Annotated in this window: 21 protein-coding genes; 14 read left to right on the top strand and 7 right to left on the bottom strand. The window is 61.6% G+C overall.

The features are described 5' to 3' along the window. The first annotated feature begins 44 nt into the window (after positions 1-44). The 4 genes from HU725_RS18930 (at position 45) to HU725_RS18945 (ending at position 5,807) form a co-directional block, all read left to right on the top strand. On the top strand, positions 45-1,478 hold the full coding sequence (locus tag HU725_RS18930; RefSeq protein WP_186478316.1) for a TolC family outer membrane protein: 1,434 nt from the start codon (positions 45-47) through the stop codon (positions 1,476-1,478). Continuing rightward, on the top strand, positions 1,475-3,643 hold the full coding sequence (locus tag HU725_RS18935) for a type I secretion system permease/ATPase (RefSeq protein ID WP_186478315.1): 2,169 nt from the start codon (positions 1,475-1,477) through the stop codon (positions 3,641-3,643). Before HU725_RS18930 ends, HU725_RS18935 begins: the two co-directional genes overlap by 4 nt. Continuing rightward, on the top strand, positions 3,640-4,824 hold the full coding sequence (locus HU725_RS18940) for an HlyD family type I secretion periplasmic adaptor subunit (RefSeq protein WP_060480297.1): 1,185 nt from the start codon (positions 3,640-3,642) through the stop codon (positions 4,822-4,824). The genes HU725_RS18935 and HU725_RS18940 overlap by 4 nt, the downstream gene beginning before the upstream one ends. Positions 4,825-4,907: 83 nt before the next feature. After that, positions 4,908-5,807 (top strand): chemotaxis protein, encoded by a 900-nt coding sequence (locus tag HU725_RS18945; protein WP_186478314.1) that lies wholly within the window; start codon positions 4,908-4,910, stop codon positions 5,805-5,807. Between the two features lie 194 nt (positions 5,808-6,001). Here the strand turns inward: HU725_RS18945 and HU725_RS18950 are convergent, their stop codons facing one another. Continuing rightward, entirely contained in the window at positions 6,002-7,759 is a 1,758-nt protein-coding gene (locus HU725_RS18950; RefSeq protein ID WP_186478313.1) for an anti-phage dCTP deaminase, read from the bottom strand. 215 nt (positions 7,760-7,974) lie between these two features. Between HU725_RS18950 and HU725_RS18955 the strand changes: the two genes are divergently transcribed. Both HU725_RS18955 and HU725_RS18960 read left to right on the top strand, forming a co-directional pair. Next, positions 7,975-8,283, top strand: a complete 309-nt coding sequence (locus tag HU725_RS18955) for a hypothetical protein (RefSeq protein ID WP_186478312.1) — start codon at positions 7,975-7,977, stop codon at positions 8,281-8,283. Then, positions 8,280-9,014: a YkgJ family cysteine cluster protein gene (locus HU725_RS18960; RefSeq protein ID WP_186478311.1), complete on the top strand. Its 735-nt coding sequence runs from the start codon at positions 8,280-8,282 to the stop codon at positions 9,012-9,014. Before HU725_RS18955 ends, HU725_RS18960 begins: the two co-directional genes overlap by 4 nt. A 57-nt stretch (positions 9,015-9,071) precedes the next feature. On the opposite strand, the gene HU725_RS18965 is transcribed toward HU725_RS18960, so the two are convergent. Together HU725_RS18965 and HU725_RS18970 are read right to left on the bottom strand one after the other, a co-directional pair. Then, positions 9,072-9,323: a DUF3077 domain-containing protein gene (locus HU725_RS18965; protein WP_186478310.1), complete on the bottom strand. Its 252-nt coding sequence runs from the start codon at positions 9,321-9,323 to the stop codon at positions 9,072-9,074. Next, positions 9,313-9,570 carry a hypothetical protein gene (locus HU725_RS18970; RefSeq protein ID WP_186478309.1) on the bottom strand — a complete coding sequence of 86 codons (258 nt, stop codon included), beginning with the start codon at positions 9,568-9,570 and terminating at the stop codon, positions 9,313-9,315. Before HU725_RS18970 ends, HU725_RS18965 begins: the two co-directional genes overlap by 11 nt. Positions 9,571-10,410: 840 nt before the next feature. On the opposite strand from HU725_RS18970, the gene HU725_RS18975 reads away from it, so the two are divergent. The 7 genes from HU725_RS18975 (at position 10,411) to HU725_RS19005 (ending at position 20,298) form a co-directional block, all read left to right on the top strand. After that, entirely contained in the window at positions 10,411-11,574 is a 1,164-nt protein-coding gene (locus HU725_RS18975; protein ID WP_186478308.1) for an efflux RND transporter periplasmic adaptor subunit, read from the top strand. Beyond that, positions 11,571-14,663: a multidrug efflux RND transporter permease subunit gene (locus tag HU725_RS18980; protein ID WP_186478307.1), complete on the top strand. Its 3,093-nt coding sequence runs from the start codon at positions 11,571-11,573 to the stop codon at positions 14,661-14,663. The genes HU725_RS18975 and HU725_RS18980 overlap by 4 nt, the downstream gene beginning before the upstream one ends. A 9-nt stretch (positions 14,664-14,672) precedes the next feature. After that, positions 14,673-15,347 carry a heavy metal response regulator transcription factor gene (locus HU725_RS18985; RefSeq protein WP_060477598.1) on the top strand — a complete coding sequence of 225 codons (675 nt, stop codon included), beginning with the start codon at positions 14,673-14,675 and terminating at the stop codon, positions 15,345-15,347. Next, the gene (locus HU725_RS18990) at positions 15,322-16,725 is read left to right on the top strand and encodes a heavy metal sensor histidine kinase (RefSeq protein ID WP_186478306.1); all 1,404 of its coding nucleotides are present in this window, start codon (positions 15,322-15,324) and stop codon (positions 16,723-16,725) included. The genes HU725_RS18985 and HU725_RS18990 overlap by 26 nt, the downstream gene beginning before the upstream one ends. Positions 16,726-16,875: 150 nt before the next feature. Further along, on the top strand, positions 16,876-17,097 hold the full coding sequence (locus HU725_RS18995) for a hypothetical protein (protein ID WP_186478305.1): 222 nt from the start codon (positions 16,876-16,878) through the stop codon (positions 17,095-17,097). A gap of 204 nt (positions 17,098-17,301) precedes the next feature. Next, positions 17,302-18,633 carry an OprD family porin gene (locus HU725_RS19000; RefSeq protein WP_186478304.1) on the top strand — a complete coding sequence of 444 codons (1,332 nt, stop codon included), beginning with the start codon at positions 17,302-17,304 and terminating at the stop codon, positions 18,631-18,633. A gap of 168 nt (positions 18,634-18,801) precedes the next feature. Continuing rightward, the gene (locus tag HU725_RS19005; protein ID WP_186478303.1) at positions 18,802-20,298 is read left to right on the top strand and encodes a sensor domain-containing diguanylate cyclase; all 1,497 of its coding nucleotides are present in this window, start codon (positions 18,802-18,804) and stop codon (positions 20,296-20,298) included. On the opposite strand, the gene HU725_RS19010 is transcribed toward HU725_RS19005, so the two are convergent. Next, entirely contained in the window at positions 20,295-20,771 is a 477-nt protein-coding gene (locus HU725_RS19010; RefSeq protein WP_060477593.1) for a ferritin-like domain-containing protein, read from the bottom strand. The two genes, HU725_RS19005 and HU725_RS19010, sit on opposite strands and share 4 nt — an antisense overlap. 200 nt (positions 20,772-20,971) lie before the next feature. On the opposite strand from HU725_RS19010, the gene HU725_RS19015 reads away from it, so the two are divergent. Beyond that, positions 20,972-21,193, top strand: coding sequence for a DUF3820 family protein (locus HU725_RS19015; RefSeq protein ID WP_186478320.1), 222 nt, complete (start codon positions 20,972-20,974; stop codon positions 21,191-21,193). Positions 21,194-21,297: 104 nt separating this feature from the next. Here the strand turns inward: HU725_RS19015 and HU725_RS19020 are convergent, their stop codons facing one another. From HU725_RS19020 to ptsP, 3 genes are read right to left on the bottom strand one after another with little or no spacing between them, the layout of a single operon-like run. After that, positions 21,298-23,028: a PTS fructose-like transporter subunit IIB gene (locus tag HU725_RS19020; protein WP_060477591.1), complete on the bottom strand. Its 1,731-nt coding sequence runs from the start codon at positions 23,026-23,028 to the stop codon at positions 21,298-21,300. Then, positions 23,025-23,972, bottom strand: a complete 948-nt coding sequence (gene pfkB, locus HU725_RS19025; protein WP_186478302.1) for a 1-phosphofructokinase — start codon at positions 23,970-23,972, stop codon at positions 23,025-23,027. The genes HU725_RS19020 and pfkB overlap by 4 nt, the downstream gene beginning before the upstream one ends. After that, positions 23,973-26,825, bottom strand: a complete 2,853-nt coding sequence (gene ptsP / locus HU725_RS19030; RefSeq protein ID WP_186478301.1) for a phosphoenolpyruvate--protein phosphotransferase — start codon at positions 26,823-26,825, stop codon at positions 23,973-23,975. Positions 26,826-26,903 lie beyond the last annotated feature (78 nt).

Raw genomic sequence — 26,903 nt, forward strand, 5'->3', positions numbered from 1 at the left:
GGCACATGCCCGGCGACAAGGACGAACAGCAGTAAGGGAATTTCGTGAAGCGAAGCAGTCCGCTGTCACCGCTGTGGCTAGGAGCCCTCGGGCTCCTGGCGTTGAATCTGAACCCGGTTGCCCAGGCAGCCGATGACATAGACCCCAGACTGCGTACCATCGGGCCGTCGCTGATGCGTGACGCGCCCGATGCCGTGCCGGCTCGCCCACCGACCGGGCAGGCCAGCGCCCAAGGTGACCGCCTGGGCCTGGCTGAAGCGGTACTCACCGCCGCCCAGTGGCACCCCAGCATCGCCCAGGCCATTGGCAACCTTTACAAGCAAGGCGAAGGCATCAACGTGGCCCGCGCAGGATACTACCCGCAAATTTCTGGGGGCCTGCGCACCGGCTATGACACCGGCTACGGCGGCGACCGCAGCAGCCAGGCGGTGAACCTGTCGTTGAAGCAAATGCTGTACGACTTCGGCAAGGTCGACCATGCCGTCAGCGCCGCCCAGGCTGCGGCCAATCGCGCCCAGGCCAACATCCTGCTGGTGATCGACGACCTTGCCCGCGATACCGCCTACGCCTGGATCGAAACCCGCCGTTACGAGCAACTGATGCAGATCGCCCGCGATCAGATTCGCGGCGTGGGAGACATCGCCGGCATGGCCCGGCAACGCAGCGACATGGGCGCCAGCACGCGTTCCGATGTGGTCCAGGCCGAATCCAGGGTGGAGGGCGCCCGCGCTACCCTCGAAGAGTACCAAGCCCAATACCAACGCTGGCGCTCCACCCTGGCCGAACTGCTTGGGCGGGTGGCGCCGCCAGCCTTGGCCGAAGCGCCGCCACCTGAACTGAACCAGGCGTGCAAGCGCAGCAATGGCAGTAGCGACCGGTTGCCCGCCGTGCTGATGGCCCTGGCCCTGCGTGCCCAATCCCAGGCCGAACTGGCCCAAGCCAAGGCCGAGGCCTACCCCACGCTGTCGCTGCAGCCGCAGGTCAATCACTACCTGGATAACGACTACAACCGCGACAACCGAAGCCTGGACCGCACTCAGGCAGGCATCTACCTGAATGTCGAAGTGCCCATCTATCAAGGTGGCGCCGTCAGCGCGCGCAGCCGCGCCGCCGGGCATGCCCTGAGCGCCGCCGACTCGGCTGAGGACGCCGCACGCCTGCAAGCCCGCCGAGGCCTTGCCGAAGCCATGGCACAGACTACAGGCCTGGGCCGGCGGCTCGACGCACTGCAATCACGCCAGTCCAGCATTCAGGAAGCCCGCCAACTGTATGGCCGGCAGTACCTGGACTTGGGCACCAGGCCCCTGCTCGACCTGCTCAATGCCGAGCAGGAGATCTACCAGTCCCGCTTCGAACTCGCCGGCACCCGCTCCGACCTGCTGCGCCTGGATGTCGACTGCCTGTACAACACCGGCGCCCTGCGTTCGGCCTTTGGGCTGGAAGGGCGCAACCTGCAAGGGGTGGAAATCGAGCCATGAACGATCCTGTGAAATTGACCCAATCCGGTCAGCAGCAGCCTGTGGAGCAGATGCAGGAACAGCGCCCCGATCTGAGCCCCTGGCTGGAAGTGATGCTGCAGGTCGCGCACCATTACCGTCTCGACGTCTCGCCCCAGCGCATCCGCCTGGCTGCGGTCGAAGATGCACGCCCGCTGGATGAAATTCTGCGGCACATGGCACGCCAGGCCGGCCTGACCTTGCGCTTCGTGCGTTACGACGCCAAGGCCCTGCGCCAGTGGCGCACGCCATTGGTGCTGGAACTGGACGATGGTCAACTGGCCACGGTAGAGGCCGTGACCGAAGACAACGAGCTGGCAGTGGTGTTTGCCGGCGACCAGCGCCTGACCTCGCGCTTGCCCCGTGACGCCCTGGAGGGGCGTATCAACCGCGTGGCGCTGATGCGCCCGGCGCGGCCCCTGCGTGATGTGCGCACTGACGACTACACCGCCCCGTACGACCACCACTGGTTCGCCCGCATCGTGCTGCGCGACCTGCGCCCTTATAGCCAGGTGATGGTCGCCTCGCTGGTGGCCAACGTGATGGCGCTGGCCGGCGTGCTGTTTTCGATGCAGGTATACGACCGGGTGATTCCCGCCGAGTCGCTGCCCACCTTGTACGTACTGTTCGGCGGCGTGGTGCTGGCGTTGGTGTTCGACTTCAGCATGCGCCTGCTGCGCCTGAAGGTGACCGACCTGTTGGGCAAACGCGCTGACCTGCGGGTATCGGACCTGGTCTACGGGCATGCGCTGCGCCTGCGCAACTCGGCCCGGCCGAAATCCACCGGCTCGTTCATCTCACAGTTGCGCGAGCTGGAGTCGATCCGCGACTTGATCACCTCCAGCACGGCAACCGCGTTGGCAGACTTGCCGTTCTTCCTACTGTTCCTGTTCGTGTTCTGGCTGATTGGCGGGGTACTGGTGTTCATCCCGCTGGTGGCACTGCTGGCCATGGTCATCCCCGGCCTGCTGGCACAGAAGCGGCTGGCGGCCCTGGCCAATGCGTCGATGCGCGAATCCTCGCTGCGCAATGCCATGCTGGTGGAAAGCGTGCAGGGCCTGGACGAGATCAAAGCCTTGCAGGCCGAAGCCCGTTTCGAGCGGCAGTGGAATCAATACAACGCTGCCTGCGCGCACACCAATTTGCGCCTGCGCACATTGACCAACGGCTTGGTCACCTGGACCCAGAACGTCCAAGGTGCAGTGTTTGCGGTAGTGATCGTGATCGGCGCGCCAATGGTGATTGCAGGGGACCTCACTACCGGTAGCCTGGTGGCCGCCTCGATGCTGTCCTCACGGATGATGGCCCCACTTGCCCAGCTGACCCATGTACTGACCCGCTGGCAACAGGCCAAAGTCGCGCTGGAGGGCCTGGACAAGCTGATGCAGGCACCGGTCGATCACCCCGAGGGCGAAGCCCGCGTCCATTTGCCGGCGATCCGCGGCGAATATCTGCTGCGCCAGGCGCACTTTCGCTACAGCCCAGAGGCACCACCCGTGCTGAGCATCGGCCAGCTGGCCATTCAACCCGGCGAGCGCATTGCAGTGCTGGGGCGCAACGGTGCCGGCAAATCGACCTTGCTGCAGGCCCTAGGCGGCGCCATGGACCTGGCCCAGGGCGAAGTCAGCCTCGATGGCATCGCCATGGACCACCTAGACCCCGCCGACCTGCGCCGCGACGTGGGCCTGCTTGCTCAGTATTCCCGGCTGTTTCACGGCACCCTGCGGGAAAACCTCACCCTCGGCGCCGGCCAGGCCAGCGACCAGGAGCTGGTCGCAGCGCTGGCCGCGACCGGGGCACTGGAGTTCGTAAGGCGCCTGCCCAAGGGGCTCGACCATCTGATCCTCGAAGGCGGCCTGGGGCTCTCCGGCGGCCAACGCCAAGCCCTGGTGCTGTCACGCCTGCTGGTGCGCCAACCGCAGGTGCTGCTGCTCGACGAGCCCACCGCCTCGCTGGACGACACCACCGAACGCAAGTTGCTGGATAACCTCGACCGCTTCTGCCAGGGCCGTACCTTGGTGATCGCAACCCACCGCCTGAGCGTGTTGCAGCGGGTCGAACGCATCATCGTGCTGGACGGTGGGCGTATCGTCATCGACGACAAACGCGAAGCCGCCCTGGCCAAACTGCAAGGAGTGCAGGCATGAGCCAACATGAACTTCCCGCGTCCTACCTCGATGGCCAGGACGAGCAGGCGGTACTGCGTGCTGGCCGCCTCATCACAATTTGCGCGGTGATGCTCGGCGCCTTCCTGGCCTGGGCGGCCTGGTTCGAGGTAACCGAAGTGTCCACCGGCACCGGCAAGGTGATTCCCAGCTCACGGGAGCAGGTGATTCAGTCGTTCGAGGGCGGCATCGTCGCCGAAATGAACGTCGCCGAAGGCGATCTGGTCGAGCGTGGCCAGGTGCTGGCGCAGCTCGACCCGACCAAGACCGCCTCCAGCGTTGGCGAAAGCGAGGCCAAGTACCGCGCAGCACTGGCCAGCGTGGCACGCCTGCGCGCCGAGGTCACCGGCAAACCACTGCGCTTTCCTGCAAGCCTGAAAGACTCGCCCGAACTGATCGACGCCGAAACTGCGCTGTACGAAACCCGTCGAAAAGGCCTGGAGCAGACCCTGGCAGGCATCGAGGATTCGTTGAGGCTGGTGCGCGCCGAACTGAAAATCACCGAGAACCTGGCCAAGATGGGTGCCTCCAGCCGAGTTGAGGTGATCCGCCTGAACCGTCAGCGCTCGGAGCTTGAACTCAAGGCCAACGAAGCGCGCTCCGACTACCTGGTGCGCTCGCGTGAAGAGCTGGCCAAGGCCAGTGCCGAAGCCGACAGCCTGGCGGAGGTGATTCGCGGGCGCAGCGACTCACTGACCCGCCTGACCCTGCGCTCGCCGGTACGCGGCATCGTCAAGGACATCGAGGTCAACACCCTGGGCGGTGTCGTGCAGCCGGGCGGGCAGGTGATGAAAATTGTGCCGATGGACGAGCGGCTGCTGATCGAAACACGCATCGCCCCAAGAGACATTGCCTTCATCCACCCCGACCAGGCAGCCAAGGTCAAGATCACTGCCTACGACTACTCGGTGTATGGCGGCCTGGACGGTAAGGTAGTGGGCATTTCCCCAGACACCCTGCAGGATGAAGTGAAGCCCGAGATCTACTACTACCGAGTGTTCATCCGCACCGAACAGGACAGCCTGACCAACAAGGCCGGCAAGCATTTTGCGATCGTGCCGGGGATGATCGCCACGGTGGATATTCGCACGGGTCAGAAGACCATACTCGATTACCTGGTCAAGCCGCTGAACCGCGCCCGGGAAGCGCTGCGCGAGCGTTGATCGCTGCTTGACGCTGTCGGCATTAAAGAGCCGTTGAATGAAGCCGATAAACCGGCATCCCTAGTTCTTTCACGAAGGTCACCATGGCCACGCAAAATGCCCGTGCAGATGCGCTGTCGCTACTGCTCTTCACCCTGCGCAGCGGCAAGCTGATGGCAATCAACCTGCTCAAGGTCAGCGAGATCATCCCTTGCCCGCCACTGACCAAGCTGCCCGAGTCACACCCCCATGTGAAGGGCGTAGCGACACTGCGGGGCAATTCGCTGTCGGTCATCGACCTGTCCCGGGCCATTGGCGAACGGCCGCTGGAAGATCCGGCCGGCGGCTGCCTGATCGTCACCGAAATCAGCCGTTCGCGCCAAGGCTTGCACGTGCAGGCGGTTAGCCGCATCGTCCACTGCCTGAGCACCGACATCAAACCGCCGCCGTACGGCTCGGGCAACCGGTCGTTCATCACCGGGGTGACGCGGGTCGACAACACCCTGGTACAGGTGCTGGATATCGAGAAGGTCATTCACGGCATCGCCCCGCCAGAGCCCCAGGCCCATCCTGATCAACTGAGCGAAGAAGACGCAAGCCTGCTGGCAGCCGCCAACATTCTGGTGGTCGACGACAGCCAGGTGGCGCTGCAGCAGTCAGTGCATACCCTGCGCCATCTCGGCATCGAATGTCACACCGCACGCAGTGCCAAGGATGCGATCAACGTATTGCTGGAACTGCAGGGCACTGCCCAGGAAATCAACATCATCGTTTCAGACATCGAAATGTCCGAGATGGACGGCTACGCCTTTACCCGCACCCTGCGCGAGACACCGGACTTCCAGCACCTGTACGTTCTACTGCACACCTCACTGGACAGCGCCATGAGCAGTGAAAAGGCCAATCGGGCCGGGGCCAATGCGATTCTCACCAAGTTTTCTTCGCCTGATTTGACCGACTGCCTGGTGACGGCGGCGCGTGCTGTTGTGTTTGCCGAACGTTGAATCAAAAAAGGGCAGGTGGCCTAGCGACCTCTCTGCCCTTGCCTGACCATCAGCGCTTGCACTGAGCGCGAGTTTGGCAGCTTTCGTCAGCCTGAGCGCGCTCTCTTGCTGGTGCTTTCAATGCCTCCTGTTTCCAGGCTGGCCATTGTTCGACTTTCTTTCTGCAATCATCCAGATAGCGAAGAAATTCCTGTTTAGCGCCACTCATCGGGTTTCTCCTTCAAGTATGTTGACAGCATAGTGCTTGCTATGGCTTCTCGCTCGATATACGAACATGGCAACATTTGGGTGCGCAATTTAGCATCTGCTTCACGCCAGTCAACCACCTGCCCTTCCTCTGTTTTACGTATGACAGGATAGCCACTTCCAAGGTTCGTGGAGAAAAGATCAAAAAAACTGCGTGGTCCTACTCCCATGAATGGCTCGAAAAAAACACCGTGGTTCGCTTCACACGTAGTGATGGCATCTGAGTGAAACTGCAAAGCCTTACTCTTGGGATAAGGCTCGACATACACAACTCTTTTTATACCTGCGGCGATAATATGCTTAGCACAGTTATGGCACGGAAAAGTCGTGCAATAGAGTGTACTGCCCAATGGACTGACACCTGTTCGACTCGAAGATAAAAGAGCTTCCATCTCTGCGTGCACGACCCGACCGTATTCTGTAATGTCTTTAATAGCACTGCTTTTGATCAATGGCGCCAACTCTGCTTTGAGGTTCTCCGGCACAATCTTGATCAGATGCTCGATGATTGCCTTTTTTTGGGCAGCATTGGAGTCTTCACCTCGCTTGTAGTCCCTGCCGTCCTCAGCGTCAGCTATTTCATGGGCAGCGTTCTTTTCTGGCCAATAGAGTCCACCGCCAAAGCGAGGAACGTCATTTGCACCAGTGGCAACAATACAGTGATCCTTGGCAATCACTGCTCCTACTTGACGAGATAGATCGGCCGAGCGCAACGAAGCAGAAAAGGCCATGAACATGGCGTACTCATCGAATGTAGGCGTGACGTACGGCTTCCCAAACAGAAGGTCCAATACTCGCCAAACCTGCTTCTTCAGCGCATCATGATTACCGTCATAGCTGACAAAAAAGTCAGATAGATGATACGTATCCCGAGTATGCTGGCCGAATTCTTCTTTTTCGTTTTCGTCACGGGAAATAAGATTAGCGACCTGCGCCTCGCTCAACCGGAGGTCCTTGACCAAATACTCGTGCCGACGATCATAATCGGCATGCACGCCGACCAGGAAGAACCCCCCAGCATAAATTTTCCTCAGTCGCTGAACTTCATGAGGGCTCTTTAGTGAATTAACAATGTAAGCATTACGCCGCGGCGCATGCTCAGCACGCAGTTTACCGATAACAGCAGCTGCCCCTAACGCTAGCACAGAATTATCGCGACATTCTTTCCTAAGCCTATTACCTTCAGCCATGAACTTATCGATACGATCGTACTCATTATCGACGACCGGTTCCTCGCCCAACATGGCAATAACATCCGAAGAAATTTTTATCTGCCGTGCACTATAGGAAAAAGCCTTCAAACGTTCCTCAATCAACTGGCACACGGCCCGCAAATCAGTACCTATAGAACCGACCAAACCGATCACAAGTTCAGAATCCGAATAGGAATCATCCAGAAATGAAGAGTGTAAACCACCCACGTCCGTCGAAAGGTTTCTAATAGTATCACCTGCGGAGCTTGCCAACCCACCAGAGTAGGGAGCCTCGCTCTGGTTCAAAATACTCGAAATCAACCCTTCAAGTTCATCAGCAGCTGAGGGCTTACCTTGGAAAGTCATATTGCGTGTGCTTGGATACCAATTCATCACCCCGCCGCTATTCGATTTGAACTGGTACTGATTAGGGTTCAGCGTTTTCCAGACTCCTGCAGAGTCAAGCCGTGTCAGTTTATCCCTGAGCTCCTGGTAACTCCCTTCGAAACGCATTTTTCTCTCCTTGACGATTAAGCAGGGCCGTCAACAATACGCACCAATAGTTATAGCTCTGCCCGACCATACTTCAAGCACTCAACTTAGACTGATTATTGCTATAGCTCTATATCGAAACAATGCGTAAAGATTCCGAAAGCAGTGTAGGAAATCTTCACTTGCACCACGCGGTGGCAAAGGCATAATTTGCACATTTGTAGATGGAAGCAGTCATGACTCGCCAGGCGTTCATACTTGTACTTGCCTTTATGCCCTTCACCGCCCAGGCCTCCAGCAGCCAAGCCTGGAACGAGCAGCGCCAGCAAATGCTCAAGGCGTGCCTGAACGCCAGTCAGTTCAAAGATGCCCATGCCCGGGGCAAGCCGGCGGAGTTCGATGACCGGACCGGTTTCAGCGCCCTGCTGATCGAGGGGGTTTACCCACAGAAGCACATGCGCCAACGCAGCGGCACCGAGCTGTGTTTGTACGACCGTAAGCAGCAGCAGGCCTACGTCAGCGAATGGAACCCCGACGCCAAGTGAGCGGCAGCCTACGTTTTGCCTGTACCGGTTGTGGTAAGTGCTGTACCGGCCACCATGTGCCGCTGACGTTGGATGAAACGCGCCGATGGGCGGCAGCGGGTGGCCAGGTGATCGTTTTGATCGAGGCCTTTGTGACCGATGGGCCTGGCATGCCGGTAGAGCAGCGCGAGCATGTGCTGCGCCGCTCCCATGCGGTGCGCTGTGGTGGTGGCCAAGCACGGGTTTCGGTGACCTTCGCGGCTTTCAATCCCGGGCGCTGTCGCTATTTGTCCGAGGGCGATCTTTGCACCATCTATGAAAGCCGGCCGTTGGTCTGCCGTATTTATCCGGTCGAAATCAACCCGCATATCCCGCTGCGACCGCAGAACAAGGATTGCCCTCCCGAAGCGTGGCAACAGGGGCCTGAACTAATCCATGGCGCGCTGCCGGTCGACCGTGCGCTGTTGGCGCTGGTGGAAGCTTCGCGGCAAGCCGATCGCGAGGATATCGCCGCCAAGGTAGCGGTCTGCGAATGCCTAGGGATGACCACCAGCGCACTCAAAGGCAACGGTTTTACCGCCTGGTTGCCGGAGATGAAGGCCTTTGCAGCTGCGCTGGAGCAAGTGCCGGCGTTGGCTGATGCCAGTTGGGCACTGCATGTGGAGCAGCCTGAATTGATGAATGAGTTGCAGGTGTTGGGGCTTGAGACCACGGCCCAAGCGCCAGTCTACTATGCCTTCATTGGGTTCTAGGTGAGCCCGTCGGGCGTCTTCGTGGGTGGGCCGCAAAGCGGCCCCACCCCCCCCGTTTCATGTGCGGTGATCGAGGCCGATTTCCATGTCATTGATCAGCGCCTTGGCCATGGCGCTGAGAATCCGCGCTGCACTGCCTGCGATCAAATTGCCCTCCATCTCCGCCTCTTCGCTCAAGTGGCGGATGCAACCTAACAAGACCGACAACTCATTGAACGCATGATCGAGCGGGATGCCCGGCTGGATGGCATACAAATCGAGAAAGGTTTCTTTACCGGCTGTGCTGCGCAACTTCAGTTCATTGCTCATGGGGCACCTCCTGCAATGCCATATGGGCGAACAGGGTACGCAGCAATTCGGTGAGGATACCGATGTTCACCAACAGGACTTCGCGGTGGACCTCGGCCTCGGTTTCTAGCAGGAGTTGGATATTGCTCGATAGGCTGTCCATAAGAGCCGCAGCGTGGGGTTTGGCGTCTTCGAAGGTCAGGTCGGCGATGATTGTGATGTACGGGATAGGGGATGTGGGCGGGGGGTCGGGGACTATTTTTTTCATGACGACTTTCCTGAAATTGCTGATGGAAAGCGACCACCGGAGCTCTTCTCACGGATTGGGTGGCAGCCGTACGCGAGGTGAGAAGACCGCGTCCAGGAACCGCGGCCCGGACCAAAGTCCGCACGCGCACGGCTGCCATTAATGATGGCATTCCCGGATATAGCCGCAGCTTCTCACGGCCGCTCGCCTTCTGTGGCGAACCGCGAAATTACCGCTGAAGCAGTTCCCCGACTATCAGACGCCATCCGACTCGGGGCGTAGGATAATTCGTCACCCCTGGACTACTGAAGCATTTGGTTTCAGATTCAGAATTCTCCTACAACCAATCGCAAAAAAGCCCCAATCTGTCACTAGTGCTGTTCACTTGAGCATTTGAGTCCAGGCTTGGGGTCGAAAAATCCGATACCAATGATTTGATGTCGGATTTTTTTGGGGTTCAATTTGAGCCTTTTAGCGCCTGTGAGATCGAGCGCCGCCCGCGGCGCATCGCGAGCTGCGCTCGCTCCTACGTTTGTTTCGGGCCAGTAACGCCTGTGGCAGGTGCGCGCGACCGCCTTGTTTGTACGACGCGATATTGCGTCATGCGCCAAGGCGTTCGCGCGCAAATCCCGCAGGCATAATTGGCCCGAAACAAACGTAGGAGCGAGCAAAGCTCGCGATGCGCCGCGCGGGCGGCGCTCGATCTACGCTCCACCGAAAAACTCACGCCGAGCCTCTAGGCTTAAGTGAACAGCATTACAATCTGTCACCGCTGTCAGCCAGCCGTCACGCTGCCGACCCGCTCTGCGCGCTATAACTCCACTACAACTCTTCGTCCCCCTGGCCCAGGTGCCCGCGCCGATGCGACGTCCCTCTCGCGCTGTCCTTATCGCCACGTTGGCACTGCTTGCCCTTGCAGCCCTCGGCCTCTGGTACACCCAGCGCCCGCTCGGCCCTACACCGCACGCGCAAGCGGCGGTGCCGGTGCGTGTGATCAGCGTCGCCCAGCAGGATGTGCCGCGCTACACCAGCGCCATCGGCTCGGTGCTGTCCTTGCACAGCGTCGAGATCCGCCCCCAGGTCGAGGGCGTGCTGACCCAAGTGCTGGTCAAAGAAGGCCAGTGGGTAAAGGAAGGCGACCTGCTTGCCACCCTGGACGACCGGGCGATCCGTGCCAGCCTCGAGCAGGCCCGTGCCCAGCTCGGCCAGAGCCAGGCGCAGATCCAGGGGGCCGACGTCGACCTCAAGCGTTACCGCCTGCTCAGCACCGATAACAGCGTGTCCAAGCAAACACTCGACCAGCAACAAGCTCTGGTCAACCAGCTGCAGGCCACGGTCAAAGGCAATCAGGCAGCCATCGCCAATGCCCAAGTGCAACTGTCGTACACCCAGATCCGCTCGCCGGTGACCGGGCGCGTGGGTATCCGCAACGTCGACCCAGGCAACCTGGTGCGCAGCAGCGATACCCAAGGCCTGTTCAGCGTCACCCAGATCGACCCGATTGCCGTCGAGTTCGCCCTGCCACAACAAATGCTGCCAACGCTGCAAACGTTGCTCAAGGCCCCCACTGCGGCGTTGGTCGAGGCCTACATGGACGCTGACGGCGAGCGCAGCCTGCTGGGCGAAGGCCACCTGGCCCTGATCGACAACCAGATATCGGCCAACACCGGCACAGTGCGAGCCAAAGCCGAATTCGACAACAAGGACGGCCGCCTATGGCCCGGGCAACTGGTGACCGTGCGCCTGCGCACCGCAGTCGAGCAGAACGCGTTGGTGGTGCCGCCGCCAGTGGTGCAACGCGGCATCGATGGGCACTTCGTTTACCGCCTGGACGGTGACAAGGTAACCAGCGTGCCGGTCAAGGTGCTCTATCAGGACAGCACCCTGAATATCATCGCCGGGGTCAAGCCGGGCGAGCGCCTGGTGCTCGACGGCCAATCGCGGCTCAAGCCCGGATCACGGGTCGAGGTGACTACCGACGCACCGCCCCCTGCCGAAATGGCTGACCGCAGGAGCCAGCCATGAATACCCGCAACGGTATTTCGGCCTGGTGCATCGACCACCCCATCGCAACCCTGCTGCTGACCTTCGCCTTGGTGCTGCTGGGCGCCATCGCCTTCCCACGGCTGCCGGTAGCCCCTTTGCCTGAAGCAGACTTCCCGACCATTCAGGTCACCACCCAGCTCCCCGGTGCCAGCCCGCAGACCATGGCGTCTTCGGTGGCTACCCCGCTTGAAGTGCAGTTCAGCGCCATACCCGGCATGACCCAGATGACCAGCAGCAGTGCGCTAGGCTCAACTACCCTGATCCTGCAGTTCACCCTGGACAAGAACATCGACACCGCCGCCCAGGAAGTCCAGGCAGCGATCAACACCGCCACCGCCCGTTTGCCCCAGGACCTGCCCAACCCGCCAACCTGGCGCAAGGTCAACCCGGCCGACAGCCCGGTACTGGTGCTGACCGTGAGTTCGGCACAAATGCCCGGCAGTGATCTGAGCGACTACGCAGAAACCCTACTGGCGCGCCAGCTCAGCCAGATCGAGGGGGTTGGCCTGATCAACATCACCGGCCAACTGCGCCCGGCTATCCGTGTGCAGGCGCAACCGGAAAAGCTCGCCGCCATTGGCCTGACCCTGTCCGATGTACGCCAGGCCATCCAGCAGACCAGCCTGAACCTGGCCAAGGGCGCGTTGTACGGCGAGCACAGCGTCTCTACCATCGCGGCCAATGACCAGCTGTTTCACCCCCAGGACTACGCCAGGCTCATCGTGTCCTACCGCAATGGCGCGCCAGTGCACCTGCAGGATGTCGCCAACGTGGTCAACGGCGCCGAGAATGCCTACGTCAAAGCGTGGTCCGGCGAGCAGCCAGGGCTGAACCTGGTAGTGTTCCGCCAGCCCGGGGCGAACATCGTCGACACGGTCGACCGGGTATTGGCCGCCTTGCCCAAACTCGAACAAATGCTGCCGGCGTCGGTCGAGGTGTCGGTGCTGCAGGACCGCACCCAGACCATCCGCGCTTCCCTGCACGAAGTCGAGCTGACCCTGATGATCGCCGTGGCGCTGGTGATCGGGGTAATGGCGCTGTTCCTGCGCCAATGGTCGGCGACCTTGGTGGTATCCAGCGTGCTGGGCGTATCCCTGATCGCCAGCTGCGCGCTGATGTACGCGCTGGGCTTTAGCCTGAACAACCTCACGCTGGTGGCCATCGTGATCTCGGTAGGCTTTGTGGTCGACGACGCCATCGTCGTGGTGGAAAACATCCACCGCCATCTCGAAGCCGGAGACGACAGCCGCACCGCCGCGCTCAAAGGCGCGGGGGAGATTGGCTTCACCGTGATATCGATCAGCTTCTCGCTGATCGCGGCGTTCATCCCGCTGCTGTTCATGGGCGGCGCAGTCGGCAGGTTGTTCAAGGAATTCGCCCTGACCGCCACCTCTACCATTTTGATTTCGGTGCTGGTGTCGCTGACCCTGGCCCCCACTCTGTGCGCGCTGTTCATGCGTCGCCCGCCAGGCGAGCACCGTGGCGGTTTCGGCGAGCGGCTGTTGGGGTGGTACGAAAAAGGCCTGGACCGTGCCCTGGCTCATCAACGCCTGACGCTTGGGGTGTTCGGCGTGACCTTGGCCTTGGCGGTGATCGGCTATGTGGGTATCCCCAAGGGCTTTTTCCCGCTGCAGGACACAGGCTTCATCCTCGGCACGACAGAGGCGGCGGCCGACGTGTCGTATCCAACGATGGTCGAGAAACATTTGGCGCTGGCCAAGATCATTAGCGACGACTCTGCCGTGCAGGCGTACTCCCATTCGGTGGGGGTCACCGGCAGCAACCAGACCATCGCCAACGGCCGCTTCTGGATCGCCCTCAAACCACGCGGTGAACGCGATGTGTCAGCCAGCGAGTTCATCGACCGGCTGCGGCCTAAACTCGCCAAGGTGCCGGGCATCGTCCTGTACATGCGCGCAGGCCAGGACATCAACCTCAGCTCTGGCCCGTCGCGCACGCAATATCAGTACGTGCTCAAGAGCAATGACGGGGTGGCGCTGAACCTGTGGACCCAACGCCTGACCGAACGCCTGCGGGAAAACCCGATGCTGCGCGACTTGTCCAACGACCTGCAGTTGGGCGCCAGCGTGACCCGCATCGACATCGACCGCCAGGCCGCAGCGCGCTTCGGCCTGACCACCACCGATGTCGACCAGGCGCTGTACGATGCCTTTGGCCAGCGGCAGATCAGCGAGTTTCAGACCGAAACCAACCAGTACAAAGTCATCCTGGAGCTGGACGCACAGCAGCGCGGCAAGGCCGAGAGCCTGAACTTCTTCTACCTGCGCTCGCCGCTGACCAACGAAATGGTGCCGCTGTCGGCCCTGGCACATGTGGCGCCACCGAGCACTGGCCCACTGTCTATCAGCCACGACGGGCTGTTCCCGGCTGCCAACCTGTCGTTCAACCTGGCACCGAGCGTAGCCCTGGGCGATGCAGTGAACGTCCTGGAGCGCACCCAGCGCGAACTGGGCATGCCTGACTCGATCAGCGGCAACTTCCAGGGCGCGGCCCAGGCATTCCAGAGTTCGCTGTCGAGCCAACCGTGGCTGATCCTCGCCGCAGTGGTTGCGGTGTACATCATCCTGGGCGTGCTCTACGAGAGCTTGGTCCACCCGCTGACCATCATTTCCACCCTGCCCTCGGCTGGGCTGGGTGCGTTGATACTGCTCTGGGCCATGGGCCAGGACTTCAGCATCATGGGCTTGATCGGGGTGGTGCTGCTGATTGGGATCGTCAAGAAAAACGGCATCCTGCTGATCGATTTTGCCCTTCAGGCCCAGCGCCACCACGGCATGCCCCCTGAGCAGGCGATTCACCAGGCGTGCCTGACGCGCTTTCGGCCGATCATCATGACCACCCTCGCCGCCCTGCTCGGCGCGGTGCCGCTGATGTTCGGCTTCGGCGCCGGCGCTGAATTGCGCCAGCCGCTGGGTATCGCGGTAGTTGGCGGGTTGCTGGTGAGCCAGGCGCTGACGCTGTTCACCACCCCGGTCATATACTTGGCCCTGGAGCGCCTGTTCCATCGCCGTAAGGCCGCCGGCGCGGCGGCGACAAGTGCCAGCTAGGACTCAAGCATGCGTGTACTGATCATCGAAGATGAAGAAAAAACCGCCGATTACCTGCACCGCGGCCTGACTGAGCAGGGCTTTACCGTGGACCTTGCCCGCGATGGTATCGATGGGCTGCACCTGGCCCTGGAAAACGACTACGCGGTGATCGTGCTCGATGTGATGCTGCCGGGCATGGATGGTTATGGTGTGCTGCGTGCGTTGCGCGCGCGCAAACAGACGCCGGTGATCATGCTCACTGCCCGCGAGCGGGTCGAAGACCGCATCCACGGCTTGCGCGAGGGCGCCGACGACTACCTGGGCAAGCCATTTTCGTTCCTGGAACTGGTCGCACGGCTGCAGGCGCTGACCCGGCGCAGCAGCAGCCACGAGCCGTTGCAGATCCAGGTAGGTGACCTGTGGATCGACCTGATGGCACGTAAGGCCAGCCGTGCCGGCCAGCGCCTGGAGCTGACTGCCAAGGAGTTTTCGCTGCTCAGCGTACTGGCCCGGCGTCAGGGTGAGATCCTCTCGAAAACCGCTATCGCCGAGCTGGTCTGGGACATCAACTTCGATAGCGACGCCAATGTTGTGGAAGTCGCCATCAAACGCTTGCGCGCAAAACTCGACGGGCCGTTCGACAACAAGCTGCTGCATACCATTCGAGGCATGGGCTATGTGCTTGAAAACCGTGCCGCTTAACTCGATCGCTCTGCGCCTGTCGACCCTGTTCATTCTGGTGGCGCTGGGGGTGTTCGTGCTGATCGGCTGGGCGTTATATCGCCAGGTCGACCGCAGCCTGGACCTGCTACCGGCCGCGGAGCTGGATGCGCGGTTCAGTGTGCTCGAATCCACCCTGAACCGCTATGGCACGCGTGAACACTGGGCCAAGATCAACAACAAGCTCGACCTGCTGAGCGAAGAAGACAAGCGCATCCGCTTTTGGGTCATCAGTGGCGACCCGGCGTTCGAGTATGGCCACCCCAGCCAGCCAGTACGCGCGTTCAGTGAAGGCCCAACGGGTATGCGCGAATTGCACCTGCCCGAGCATCGCTACCCGTACAAGGTGCTGGTCAGCGAGCTACCGGCACTGGGCGGGCGGCCACCCCTGCGGTTTATGATCGGCATCGACACCGAAACCTTCTGGCAGGCGCAACACAGTCTTTTGGTGGCCATCGTCGGCTTGGCCGTGCTGGGTGTGCTGCTGGCTTCGGTGCTGGGGTACTGGGTCGCGCGCATTGGCCTGCGCCCGCTGCTGGCACTATCGGTCGAAGCTCAGGCCCTGGCGCCGCCACGCCTGAATGGGCGCTTGCAAACAGCCAACCTGGCACCGGAACTGGCGCAATTGGCCAGCGCGTTCAATGCCGCACTGGACCGGGTCAGCCAGGCTTATACGCAGCTTGAAGCCTTCAACGCCGACGTCGCCCACGAACTGCGCTCGCCTTTGACCAACCTGATTGGCCAGACTCAGGTCGCCCTCACCCGTGGGCGCAGCGCCGAGCATTATTTCGAAGTGCTGCAATCGAACCTGGAAGAGCTGGAGCGCCTGCGCAGCATCATCAACGACATGCTGTTCCTGGCCAGCGCCGACCAAGGTAGCAAGGCCACCGCCCTGACCTGCGCCTCGCTGGCCGAAGAGGTCGCCACCACCCTCGACTACCTGGATTACATTCTCGAAGACGCCCAGGTGAGTGTCAGCGTACACGGCGATGCCCAGGCGCCCATCGAAAAGGCGCAACTGCGCCGGGCGCTGATCAACCTGCTCAACAACGCCGTGCAGCATACGGCGCCCCATCAGATGATTCAGGTACAAATCGAGGCGGGGCCAGAGCAGGCCTGCATCGCCGTGAGCAACCCGGGGCCTGCCATCGAAGACGCTCACCTGCCGCTGTTGTTCGAACGCTTCTACCGGGTGGATGCGGCACGCAGCAACCGCGGTGGCAGCAACCACGGTTTAGGCTTGGCCATCGTCAAGGCCATTGCATTGATGCATGGCGGCGAAGTGTTCGTGCGCAGTGAAGAAGGGACCAATACCTTCGGGATTCGACTACCGATTCAGGGGATGGCGAAGCCGTCCTAGCAGCGCGGGCTGTCTAACTCAACTTCTTTAATGATCGTTACTTTTTGCGCAATAGTGCTTATCGATAAACATGCTGTTTCCACGGCAGTTTAAGGACTAACTTTACCCCTGTCCTCATAGCACTTGCACCGCAAGAAGGTAGTTACAATCATGTCCAACAGTATGGGTATTGCCAGCGTTTTCATTCTGTCGTCCCTGTTGTTGTCGCCCCTGGCCATGGCTGAAGAATCCCCGGCCTTCGTCGCCCGCACTGCACAACTTGCCGCCAGCCACCAAGACTCCCGCGAAGCCTTGGCGCACAAGGCAGATGCCGCAGAAGGCTCAGAACAGACGGCCTCCAAAGTTTCCGACAGTGCCAACGCCGATAGCTGATCGCTCGTCGAACCTGCTCCCGTTCTCCCTTGGCTACGCCATGGGCACCGCCGGTGCCGATATGTTAGCCTTTTGAAGCCGCTGCCGATCAGCGGCTTTTTTTATGTGCTTCAACCATCAGCCCCGACGTATCCACACTTATAAAACGTTGCACATCGAAAAAATAAAAACTGCCCCACCGTCAGACCAAAGGAGCTATTACCGGTGCCTTCCGCGTTTCGCTTTACCCCGATTTTCATTGCGTTGACTGCAACGATCCCTTACGCCGCCCAAGCAGATGAAGACAAGGCTGATGGCTTCATCGAAGGTTCGTCCCTCAACCTGCATTTTCGTAACGCCTACTTCAACCGCAATAACCACAATGCCGGTGTACGCGACACCCGCGAGTGGGGCCAGGGTGCAGTTGCCCGCTTCGAATCTGGCTACACGCCGGGCACCGTCGGCTTCGGCCTCGATGCCCACGCCATGCTGGGCCTGAAACTTGACGGGGGTGGCGGCCACGCTGGCACCAGCATTCTGCCAGAGCACATCAAAGACAACGGTGAGCTGGGGGCCGCACCGCACTCGTTTTCCACAGCCGGTGCTGCGGTCAAACTCAAGGCCTTCGACACCGAGTTGAAGGCAGGTGACCTGTTCATCACCAATCCGGTGATCGCAGGGGGTGAAACCCGCATGCTGCCGCAGACCTTTCGCGGTGTGAGCCTGACCAACCACAGCGTCGACGGCCTGCTGCTCGAAGGCGGTCAGGTCAGCTTCACCCACCCGTACAACCAGAGTGGCCACCGCCGTATCGACACCTACTACGGCGACATGGACGGCCAGACCAGCAAGCACCTGAACTGGGCCGGTGCATCTTGGAGTGGCAGCGAGCAGGTCACGGCCAACCTGTACGCGGCCGAGTTGAAGGACGTGTGGAACCAGTATTACGCTGACCTGGACTACACCTACGTGGTCAACGACCTGGTCAGCCTCAACCCGGGCGTGCACTTCTACCACACCCAGGACACCGGCCAGGCACTGCTGGGCAAGATCGACAACAACACCTATAGCATGCACTTTACGGTGGCCGCCGGTTACCACAGCGTTACCGCCGCCTATCAGCGGGTCAACGGCAACACTCCGTTCGATTACATCAATCTGGGTGACAGCGTTTACCTGGATAACTCGCGGATGTACTCGGACTTCAACGCTCCCAATGAGCGCTCCTGGAAGCTGCAGTACGATTTCAACTTCGCCGGGTTGGGCATTCCAGGCCTGAGCACTTCACTGTCCTACTCTCGCGGCGAGGCGGACCTGACCAAGGCCGCGCAGAACAGCAGCCATTACGACTACTACCGCGCCGATGGCAAGAACGCCATGCACTGGGAGCGGGACCTGGACGTGAAATATGTATTCCAGGAAGGTGACCTGAAGGATCTGGCAGTGCAAGTGCGCTACGCCACGCACCGTGGTAGCCAGGGGTACGCTTCAATCGACAGCAACAGCGACAACGACGAACTGCGGGTGATCGTCGATTACCCACTGAATATTTTCTGAATGCTGTTCGCCGACGGGGGCAGTTGCCCTCGTCTGGCATCACGACTCAACTTCTAAACGACCCTAAATACCTCGACATGCATTTCCGTCGGACAAATCTTGTCCGACAATCCGCGCTTGCCTACACTGTCGCCCGCCAAAAATGGCCTCGCCCCAGCAGTAGCGCGCATGCCCACTCGATCCCCGCCGTTCGCACTCAACCGGTCGCAACCCGAGCTGATCCTCAACCTGGGCAGCTGCTTTGCCGTGCTGGCTATCGTTGCCATCGTCAGCTATCTGCTGGCACGCGAGCGCGACAGCGTCGAGCAATCGGCCATTCGCGCCTCCAACAATGTCGTGCAGCTGATCGAGAGCGACATCCTACGCAATGCCGAACTCTACGATCAGTCGCTGAAAAACCTGATTTGGGCAGTTGGGCGCAGTGAGCTGCCCACGATCCCAGCCCCTATGCGCCAGCGCCTGCTGTTCAATGAAGCCTTCGTGGACCGCACCCGCGGGGATGTTCTGTGGCTGGACAAGCAGGGTAATGTGGTGGGGGACTCCAACAGCCTTGCCCCCCGCCAGGCGAACTTTGGCCATACTGGGGTCTTCCAGGCCCACCAGCAGCACGCCAACCTCGGCTTGCTGGTAGGGCCGTTGTTCAAGGCCAAACTGGGCGACATGGGCTGGTGCATCAGTTTCAGCCGCCGCATCGACGGGCCACACGGTGAGTTCGCCGGGCTCGCCGCAGGCGCTTTGCGCTTGTCCTATTTCAGCGAACTGTTCCGCCGCCTGGATATCGGTGCCCAGAGCAGCATCAACTTGCTCAACACCGATGGCCAACTATTGGCGCGCGAACCTGCTCGCCCTGAAGATCCGCAAATTGGCAGCGATTACAGTGAGCGGCCCAACTTCAAGCGCATCATCAGCGAACGAAGCGGTAGTTTCACCGCGCGCTCCGGCAGCACCCACGCCAAGCGCATTTATACCTTCGCCCGAGTCGCTGATTTGCCGCTGGTCGTGTTGGTGATGCATTCCACGGATGAAGTATTCCAGTCCTGGCGACGCACAGCGACCCTGGTGAGTGTCGCCACCGGCGTGTTGTGTATCGGTATTCTCTGGCTAACCCTGCTACTGGGCCGGGAGCTGCGCCGTCGACATGAAGCCGAGCAAAGCCTGGCTACATTGGCTGCCACCGACAGCCTGACTGGGCTTGCCAACCGTCGCAGGCTCGATCAGGTCCTGCGCCACGAATGGCTACACGCTCAACATAAGCGCCAGCCGCTGGCTGTGCTGATGGTGGACGTCGATCACTTCCGGGCATTCAATCAGCGCCATGGGCATGCTGGGGGCGACCATGCTCTGCGCGAAGTGGCCAACGCATTGAAATACTGCATTCGTAGGCCAGCAGACTTGGCGGCACGGTATGGAGGCGAGGAATTTCAGGTGATTTTGCCGGGCACGGATATGCCAGGCGCAATGATGCTGGCCGAGCGGGTGCGGGCCAAGGTGCAAGCGCTTGCACCGTTCGCTGGGGATGAAGATTCGGTGACGGTAAGCGTTGGTGTCAGCGTTTACACCCCCGGCACCCAGCAAAGCCTTGCTCAGGTGCTGAGTGCCGCGGATGTAGCCCTCTACCGGGCCAAGGCCAATGGCCGAAACCGGGTCGAGGGCCCTATCACTTAGGAGCGAGCGCGGGCAGCGTCGCGCAGAGCTTTGACTTGGTCATGATTGGCCTGCACGCCCTGCAGCTGGCGTTCGACCAGGCTATAGCTTTCGTCGGTGGCACCACGGCCCAACTTGGCCAGCTTCTCGCGGGCTTCTTTATAAGCCTTCAGCGCATGATCTTCACCGCGCTCGACCTCGTTGAGCACCGCTTCTTCATCTTTGCCGGTAACCATCGACTTGAGGTTGACCCAGCCACGGTGCAGGTCACCGCTGAAGCTGGTGGAGGTTTCCGGGTCGCCACCCAGGCGGCGGACTTCGCTTTGCAGCTCACCTGCAGCGTTGGCGCACTCACCGGCCCGCTGAACGAAGAACGCTTTGAGCTCTGGGTTCTTCACATCATCGGCCGACTCTCTGAAGCCTTTTTCGCCATCCTTGCTGTACTCGATCAGGTCGTTCAGTACGTCGATAACGTCTTTGTTAGGGTTGCTCATGGCATAACTCCTTGGCAGGTGATAGTCATCATTACTAGAGCAGCCTTCATGCCAACCGAAGACAATCTTATAAAGCCTTGAAAATCAGATACTTATAAAAACTACTAGCCCGCCTGAAAACGGCGTTATGCATGATTGCCGCTTGGGCGCTCGTGCAGTTTGCAGTATGGTCGGTGCTTCCCCTTAGTCAGGCCTCATCGATGAAACCAGAAATGCTCGAACTGCTGGTTACCCGCACCATGCCTTTCGGAAAATATCAGGGGCGGCTCATTGCCGATCTGCCCGGTGATTATCTGGCTTGGTTTGCACGAAAGGGTTTTCCAGCAGGAGAACTGGGCGGGTTGCTGGCATTGATGCACGAGGTCGACCATAACGGCCTTGCAGATCTATTGCTGCCATTGCGCCAGAAGCACGGGCGCTAAACGACCATGGCCGCTTTATGGCTGGAGCCGCTCCTACCAGGGCAGCGCTAAACCGGTAGGAGCGGCTTTAGCCGCGAAGAGGCCGGCGATGCCAGCCAATTGCTTTAGCCTTTCACGGGCGCAACGGCCAACTCTACCCGCTCGCTCTTCTTGATCACGGCATACACAACCGCCGTCACCAGGCTACCGGCCACGATCGCCAGCAGGTACAACAGCGCATGGTTGATCGCATTGGGGATCAGCAGCACGAACAGCCCACCATGGGGCGCCATCAGCTTGCAGCCGAAGTACATCGACAGCGCGCCGGTCAAAGCGCCGCCGGCAATGCTCGCAGGGATCACTCGCAGCGGGTCTTTGGCGGCAAACGGGATCGCCCCTTCGGAAATGAAGCAAAGCCCCAGCGCCAGCGCTGCCTTGCCCGCTTCACGCTCACTCTGGGCGAACTTGCGGCGGGCCAGGAAAGTGGCGATGCCCAGGCCAATGGGCGGCACCATGCCAGCGGCCATGGTCGCCGCCATTGGCGCATAGCTGGAGGAGGCCAGCAGCCCCACCGAGAACGCGTAAGCCGCTTTGTTGATGGGCCCGCCGAGGTCGACACACATCATGCCGCCCAGCAGCAGCCCGAGCAGGATGGCGTTGGTGGTGCCCATGCTGTCGAGGAAATGGGTCAGCCCTTCGAGCATCGCTGCCACCGGTTGGCCAACCACGTAGATCATCACCAAGCCGGTGAACAGGCTGGCCAGCAAAGGGATGATCAGGATTGGTTTGAGCGCCTCCAAGCTGCTCGGCAGGCGTGCCCAGCGAGCGATGGCCTTGGCGCTGTAGCCTGCGAGAAAACCGGCGACGATGCCGCCGATGAACCCGGCCCCCAGGGTGCTGGCCAGCAAACCACCGATCATGCCTGGCGCAAGGCCGGGGCGGTCGGCGATCGACCAGGCGATATAACCTGCCAGCAAGGGCACCATCAGTTTGAATGCAGCCTCGCCACCGATCTGCATCAGTGCTGCCGGCAAAGTGCCCGGCTGCTTGTAGGCCTCGATGCCGAACACGAATGACAAGGCAATCAGCAAGCCGCCAGCCACCACCATCGGCAACATGAACGACACACCGGTCAGCAGATGCTTGTAGACGCCGGTTTTCTCGGCCTTGGCAGGCGCCGCCGCAGACGCCTCTGCGCTACCTTCGACCTTGGCTTCGGCCAGGGCCTTGTCCAGGGTGGCGCGTGCCTGCTTCAGAGCGATACCCGTGCCGCAACGGTAGATGCGCTTGCCGGCAAAGCGGGCCGTGGGCACCTCGATGTCGGCAGCCAGCAGCACCACATCGGCTTCGGCGATAGCCTGGGCCGATAGCGGGTTACGCGCGCCCACCGAGCCCTGGGTTTCGACCGTGAACGTATAACCCAATTGTTGCGCCGCCTGCTGCAAGGCTTCGGCAGCCATGAAGGTATGTGCCACGCCGGTTGGGCAGGCTGTCACCGCGACGATTTTCGCAGTGGCCGTAGGCGTTGCAGCGGGTGCTTGGGCGGTGAGCACCTGAGCCTTGCCCGCTGCCTCGTCGAGAAAGCCCTCACGGTCGGCCAGGGCTTGCGCTGGCGTGCTCTGGTACACGCGCTTGCCGGCAAAGCGCGCAAGGTCTACCGGCCCGGTGCTGACCACCAGCACCCAATCGGCTTGGGCGATTTCGGCTGCTGTCAGCTGGCGCTCGGGATGTTCGCTGTCCTGCACCTCAACACAGGTGCTCCAGCCTCGGCGCTGGGCGGCAGCCGCCAACAGGCGGGCGCTGAGCACGCTGGACACCTGCCCATTGGGGCAGGCAGTGACAATGGCAATATTCATCGGCAACCCTCTTGTTGTTCTTTCAGTTGCACGCCGGCTTCCAGTTGTGCGAGCTGGGCGCGGTCGTGGATGCCGAAGCCAACCTGAGTCACCGCCTGCGCGGCGATGGCGGTGGCAGCGCGCAGGGTCTGCTGCGGGCTCTGTGCGCTGAGCAGGCCGTGGACCATGCCAGCGACCAGCGAATCACCCGCGCCTACGGTGCTGGCAACCTGCACTTTCGGCGGTTGCGCATGCAGCGCCAGCCCAGCGGTGAACCAACTGACGCCCTGCTCACCGGCCGACACCACCACATGCTCGACACCTTTTGCCAACAACTGTTGGGCAGCAGCACGCTGTTCGTCGGCAGTGTGCACCGCAGTACCCAGCACTTCGCCGAGCTCCTCGGTATTGGGTTTGACCAGCCACGGCGCACTGGCAAAGCCTGCACGCAAGGCATCGCCGCTGCTGTCCAAGGCCACCTTGAGCCCCTGCTTGCGCAATTGCTCCAGTAACTGGCTGAACCACGCAGGGCTGATGCCTCGGGGCAGGCTACCTGCCACCACCACGGCGTCATGTCCTGGCGCTACTTGGGCCAACAGGCGCAGTAGTTCGTTGCGGGCCGCTTCATCGACGTGCGGCCCTTGGCCATTGATGTCGGTAACCCGGCCATCGGCCTCGACTAGCTTGAGGTTGCTGCGGGTTTCACCGGGCACGCGAACGAAACAATCGGTGAAACCGCGCCGGGCGATCAGCGCTTCGAACGGCTGCAGGTTGTCACTGCCCAGAAAACCACCGACGGTGACCTGGTGGCCCAGATCGGCGAGCACCTGAGCCACATTCAGGCCTTTGCCAGCGGCGTGACTCTGCTGAGCCTGGGCGCGGTTGACGTGCCCAGGGCGCAAGGTGTCGAGGCTGACGGTCAGGTCCAGCGCAGGGTTCAGGGTCAGGGTTAGGATCTTGGCCATTCAGTAACGCTCCACCAGCGCGCGAACCGCCGCGGCGCTGTCTTGTTGCAGGGCCTCGCGCGCCAGGGCGCGGGCCGTTTGGTAATCAGCCTGGCGCACCAAGGCTTTGACTTCGGCAATGCTGCGAGCGGCTACGCTGAGCTCGTCCACCTCAAGGCCCAGCAGCACAGCCACCGCCTGCGGGTCTGCGGCCAATTCGCCGCAGATACCCACCCACTTGCCTTCGGCATGGGCGGCGCGCACGGTCATGTCGATCAGGCTCAACACCGCTGGGTGCAGGCCGTCGGCTTGGGCTGAAAGGCTGGGGTGGCCACGGTCGATGGCCAGGGTGTATTGCGTCAGGTCATTGGTACCGATGCTGAAGAAGTCCACTTCACGGGCCAGCTGCGGCGCCAGCAAGGCGGCCGAAGGCACTTCGACCATGATCCCGACCTGCAGGTCGGCGACCGGGATTTCCTGGCGCAGGCGCTCGACCATGGCGCGCGCCTCGCGCCACTCGTGAATCTGCCCGACCATTGGGAACATGATGCGCAACGGTCGCTGGTCGGCGGCGCGCAGCAAGGCACGCAACTGGTCTTCCATGATTTGCGGGCGTTGCAGGGTCAGGCGCACGCCACGCACGCCCAGGAACGGGTTTTCCTCGGCAGCGATGGGCCAGTACGGCAAAGGCTTGTCGCCGCCAACATCCAGGGTGCGCACCACCAGCGGCCGACCCTCCAGGCCGTCGAACACCCGCCGATATTCCGCTTCCTGGGTGGCGACATCCGGAGCCTGCGAGTGGGCCATGAAGATCAGTTCGGTGCGCAGCAGGCCAACGCCCTCGGCACCCTGCTCCACCACCTTGTCGATGCCGCTGCTTTGGCCAATGTTGGCGAACACCTCGACAGCATGCCCATCGCGGGTCACCGCCGGCTCGTGGCGCTTGGCCCAAGCGGCTTGCAGGCGTCGTTCACGCGCGTCGCGCTCGGCCAGCGCGCGTTGCAGTTCGTCAGCCGGCGGGGCCACGCTGACCATACCGCGCTGGCCATCGAGCAACAGTGTGGTGCCCGCTTCAAGCAGCAGGATCGCAGCACCTGCGCCCACCACTGCCGGAATGCCCAAGGCGCGGGCAACAATCGCACTGTGCGCGGTAGCACCGCCGTGGGCGGTGACGATACCGGCAACACGGGCCGGGTCCAGGCGCGCGACATCGGACGGGCCAACCTCGCCCATGACCAACACGTAGGGCTGCTCGGGCTCGACCGGCGCCTGCACCCCGCACAGCTGGGCCAGCACCCGGCGGCCAACGTCTCGCAGATCGGCAGCGCGCTCGGCCAGCAGAGCATCCTGCAAGGCTTCCTGCTGGCGCGCAGCCGCTTCGATCACCGCCATCCACGCGGCAGCTGCGCTTTCGCCTTGGGCCAGGCGGGCGTCGACCTCGTCGGTCAGATCCGGGTCGGCAAGCATTTCCTGATGGGTGACGAAGATTTCGCCAATCGACGCGCCGCTGCGCTGCACCAGCGCTTGCAGCTCGCCATGCACCACCTCTAGTGCACCGCGCAGCTTCTGGCGCTCCAGGGTGGGTGACTCGCCGCGCAGCGGGTAATCGATATCACGCTCGACGCAGACATGCGCAGGGCCACAGGCGATTCCGGGGGACGCACTGACCCCTTGGATGTGGCTGCCCGCAGCGGGCGCCTGAAGTACAACCACCTCTTCGACCTCTGGCGCTGCAGGGGCGAGCGTAATCGGCTCGACGTCTTCGCCAAGGCCTTGCTCGATCGCCGCCAGCAGGGCCGGCAGTGCATCGCCGGCAATCGACGGCTCAGCGCTCAATTCCAGCTCCTGCCCCCGACGAGCGCCGAGGCTCAGCAGCTTGCTCAAGCTCTTGATCGATACGGCAGCTTGCGCGCTATCGAGCACCCGCAGACGAATGTCACCTTCGAAGCTTTTGGCCAGTTGTGCCAATACCTTCGCCGGGCGGGCATGCAGCCCGTGGGGGTTGGCCAACACGACACGCGCTGTTGGCCAGTCCGCCGGGGCCTCGCCCCCCAACACCTGCAACACCGCCCGGCTACTGGTGGCCTGGTACAGCGTTTGCCCACGGCCTTCGATCAGCACTTCGCAAAGGCGCTCGAGCAGCGCTTGGTGGGCCGCGCCAAGGCTGGCCAGGCAGAACAGGCCGTTGAGCGGCTGGTCACGATAACGCAGCGGCTGCTGTGGGGTGATGAAGGCCAGGCCAGGCTGGCGCACCTGACGCTCGCTGTGCAACCACCAAAGGCCCTCGCCCAACGGCAGGGGCTCGGACTGTTGCAGGACGGCAGCAAAGCCGCTGTCGACACAACCGGCGCGCTGCAGCAGCCGGGCGCCACGCCAGGCCAGCTCATCGAAGTCTTCGGCGGGCAGGTTCAGCCCCACCAACTGAGCATCCAGGGCCAACTCCTGGGGCGCACCTTGCAGCAGCTTGAGCAGCGCCTCGGCAGAGCTGGCGCGGCGCAGTGCTTCTGCCAGGTCCGTCTCACCTAAGGCACGGGTGAGCAGTTGCAGCAGACGCAGGTGTTCGTCGGAACGGGCAGCAATACCGATTGCAAGGTACACCCGTTGCCCATCGCCCCAGTCCACCCCGTCGGGGAACTGCAGCAAACGTACACCGGTAGCGAATACCAGGTCGCGGGTCTGTGGCGTACCGTGCGGGATGGCGATGCCCTGCCCCAGAAATGTCGAGCCTTGCGCCTCGCGCGCCTGCAGGCCGTCCAGATACCCTTCGGCGACCAGGCCGTCCGCTACCAGTTGGTCGGCCAGCAGGCGCAGGGCCTCGGCCTTGTCGGTGGCCTTTTGGCCCATGGCTATCTGCTCTTTGGCGAGCTCGAGCATGACCTTCTCCTTTTGCAGCCCAGGCTTGGTTTTAGTGCCAGGTACTGAGGTATTGTTGTGATATTCACGCAATCAGCC

This window comes from Pseudomonas promysalinigenes, assembly GCF_014269025.2.
In the GTDB taxonomy this organism is placed as follows: Bacteria; Pseudomonadota; Gammaproteobacteria; order Pseudomonadales; family Pseudomonadaceae; genus Aquipseudomonas; species Aquipseudomonas promysalinigenes.

Bases quoted from the DNA above. Each gene is read 5' to 3' on its own strand.
- HU725_RS18935 (WP_186478315.1), top strand. From the start codon at position 1,475: ATGAACGATCCTGTGAAATTGACCCAATCCGGTCAGCAGCAGCCTGTG.
- HU725_RS18940 (WP_060480297.1), top strand. From the start codon at position 3,640: ATGAGCCAACATGAACTTCCCGCGTCCTACCTCGATGGCCAGGACGAG.
- HU725_RS18945 (WP_186478314.1), top strand. From the start codon at position 4,908: ATGGCCACGCAAAATGCCCGTGCAGATGCGCTGTCGCTACTGCTCTTC.
- HU725_RS18950 (WP_186478313.1), bottom strand. From the start codon at position 7,759: ATGCGTTTCGAAGGGAGTTACCAGGAGCTCAGGGATAAACTGACACGG.
- HU725_RS18955 (WP_186478312.1), top strand. From the start codon at position 7,975: ATGACTCGCCAGGCGTTCATACTTGTACTTGCCTTTATGCCCTTCACC.
- HU725_RS18965 (WP_186478310.1), bottom strand. From the start codon at position 9,323: ATGAGCAATGAACTGAAGTTGCGCAGCACAGCCGGTAAAGAAACCTTT.
- HU725_RS18970 (WP_186478309.1), bottom strand. From the start codon at position 9,570: ATGAAAAAAATAGTCCCCGACCCCCCGCCCACATCCCCTATCCCGTAC.
- HU725_RS18975 (WP_186478308.1), top strand. From the start codon at position 10,411: ATGCGACGTCCCTCTCGCGCTGTCCTTATCGCCACGTTGGCACTGCTT.
- HU725_RS18980 (WP_186478307.1), top strand. From the start codon at position 11,571: ATGAATACCCGCAACGGTATTTCGGCCTGGTGCATCGACCACCCCATC.
- HU725_RS18985 (WP_060477598.1), top strand. From the start codon at position 14,673: ATGCGTGTACTGATCATCGAAGATGAAGAAAAAACCGCCGATTACCTG.
- HU725_RS18990 (WP_186478306.1), top strand. From the start codon at position 15,322: ATGTGCTTGAAAACCGTGCCGCTTAACTCGATCGCTCTGCGCCTGTCG.
- HU725_RS18995 (WP_186478305.1), top strand. From the start codon at position 16,876: ATGTCCAACAGTATGGGTATTGCCAGCGTTTTCATTCTGTCGTCCCTG.
- HU725_RS19005 (WP_186478303.1), top strand. From the start codon at position 18,802: ATGCCCACTCGATCCCCGCCGTTCGCACTCAACCGGTCGCAACCCGAG.
- HU725_RS19010 (WP_060477593.1), bottom strand. From the start codon at position 20,771: ATGAGCAACCCTAACAAAGACGTTATCGACGTACTGAACGACCTGATC.
- HU725_RS19015 (WP_186478320.1), top strand. From the start codon at position 20,972: ATGAAACCAGAAATGCTCGAACTGCTGGTTACCCGCACCATGCCTTTC.
- HU725_RS19020 (WP_060477591.1), bottom strand. From the start codon at position 23,028: ATGAATATTGCCATTGTCACTGCCTGCCCCAATGGGCAGGTGTCCAGC.
- pfkB (WP_186478302.1), bottom strand. From the start codon at position 23,972: ATGGCCAAGATCCTAACCCTGACCCTGAACCCTGCGCTGGACCTGACC.
- ptsP (WP_186478301.1), bottom strand. From the start codon at position 26,825: ATGCTCGAGCTCGCCAAAGAGCAGATAGCCATGGGCCAAAAGGCCACC.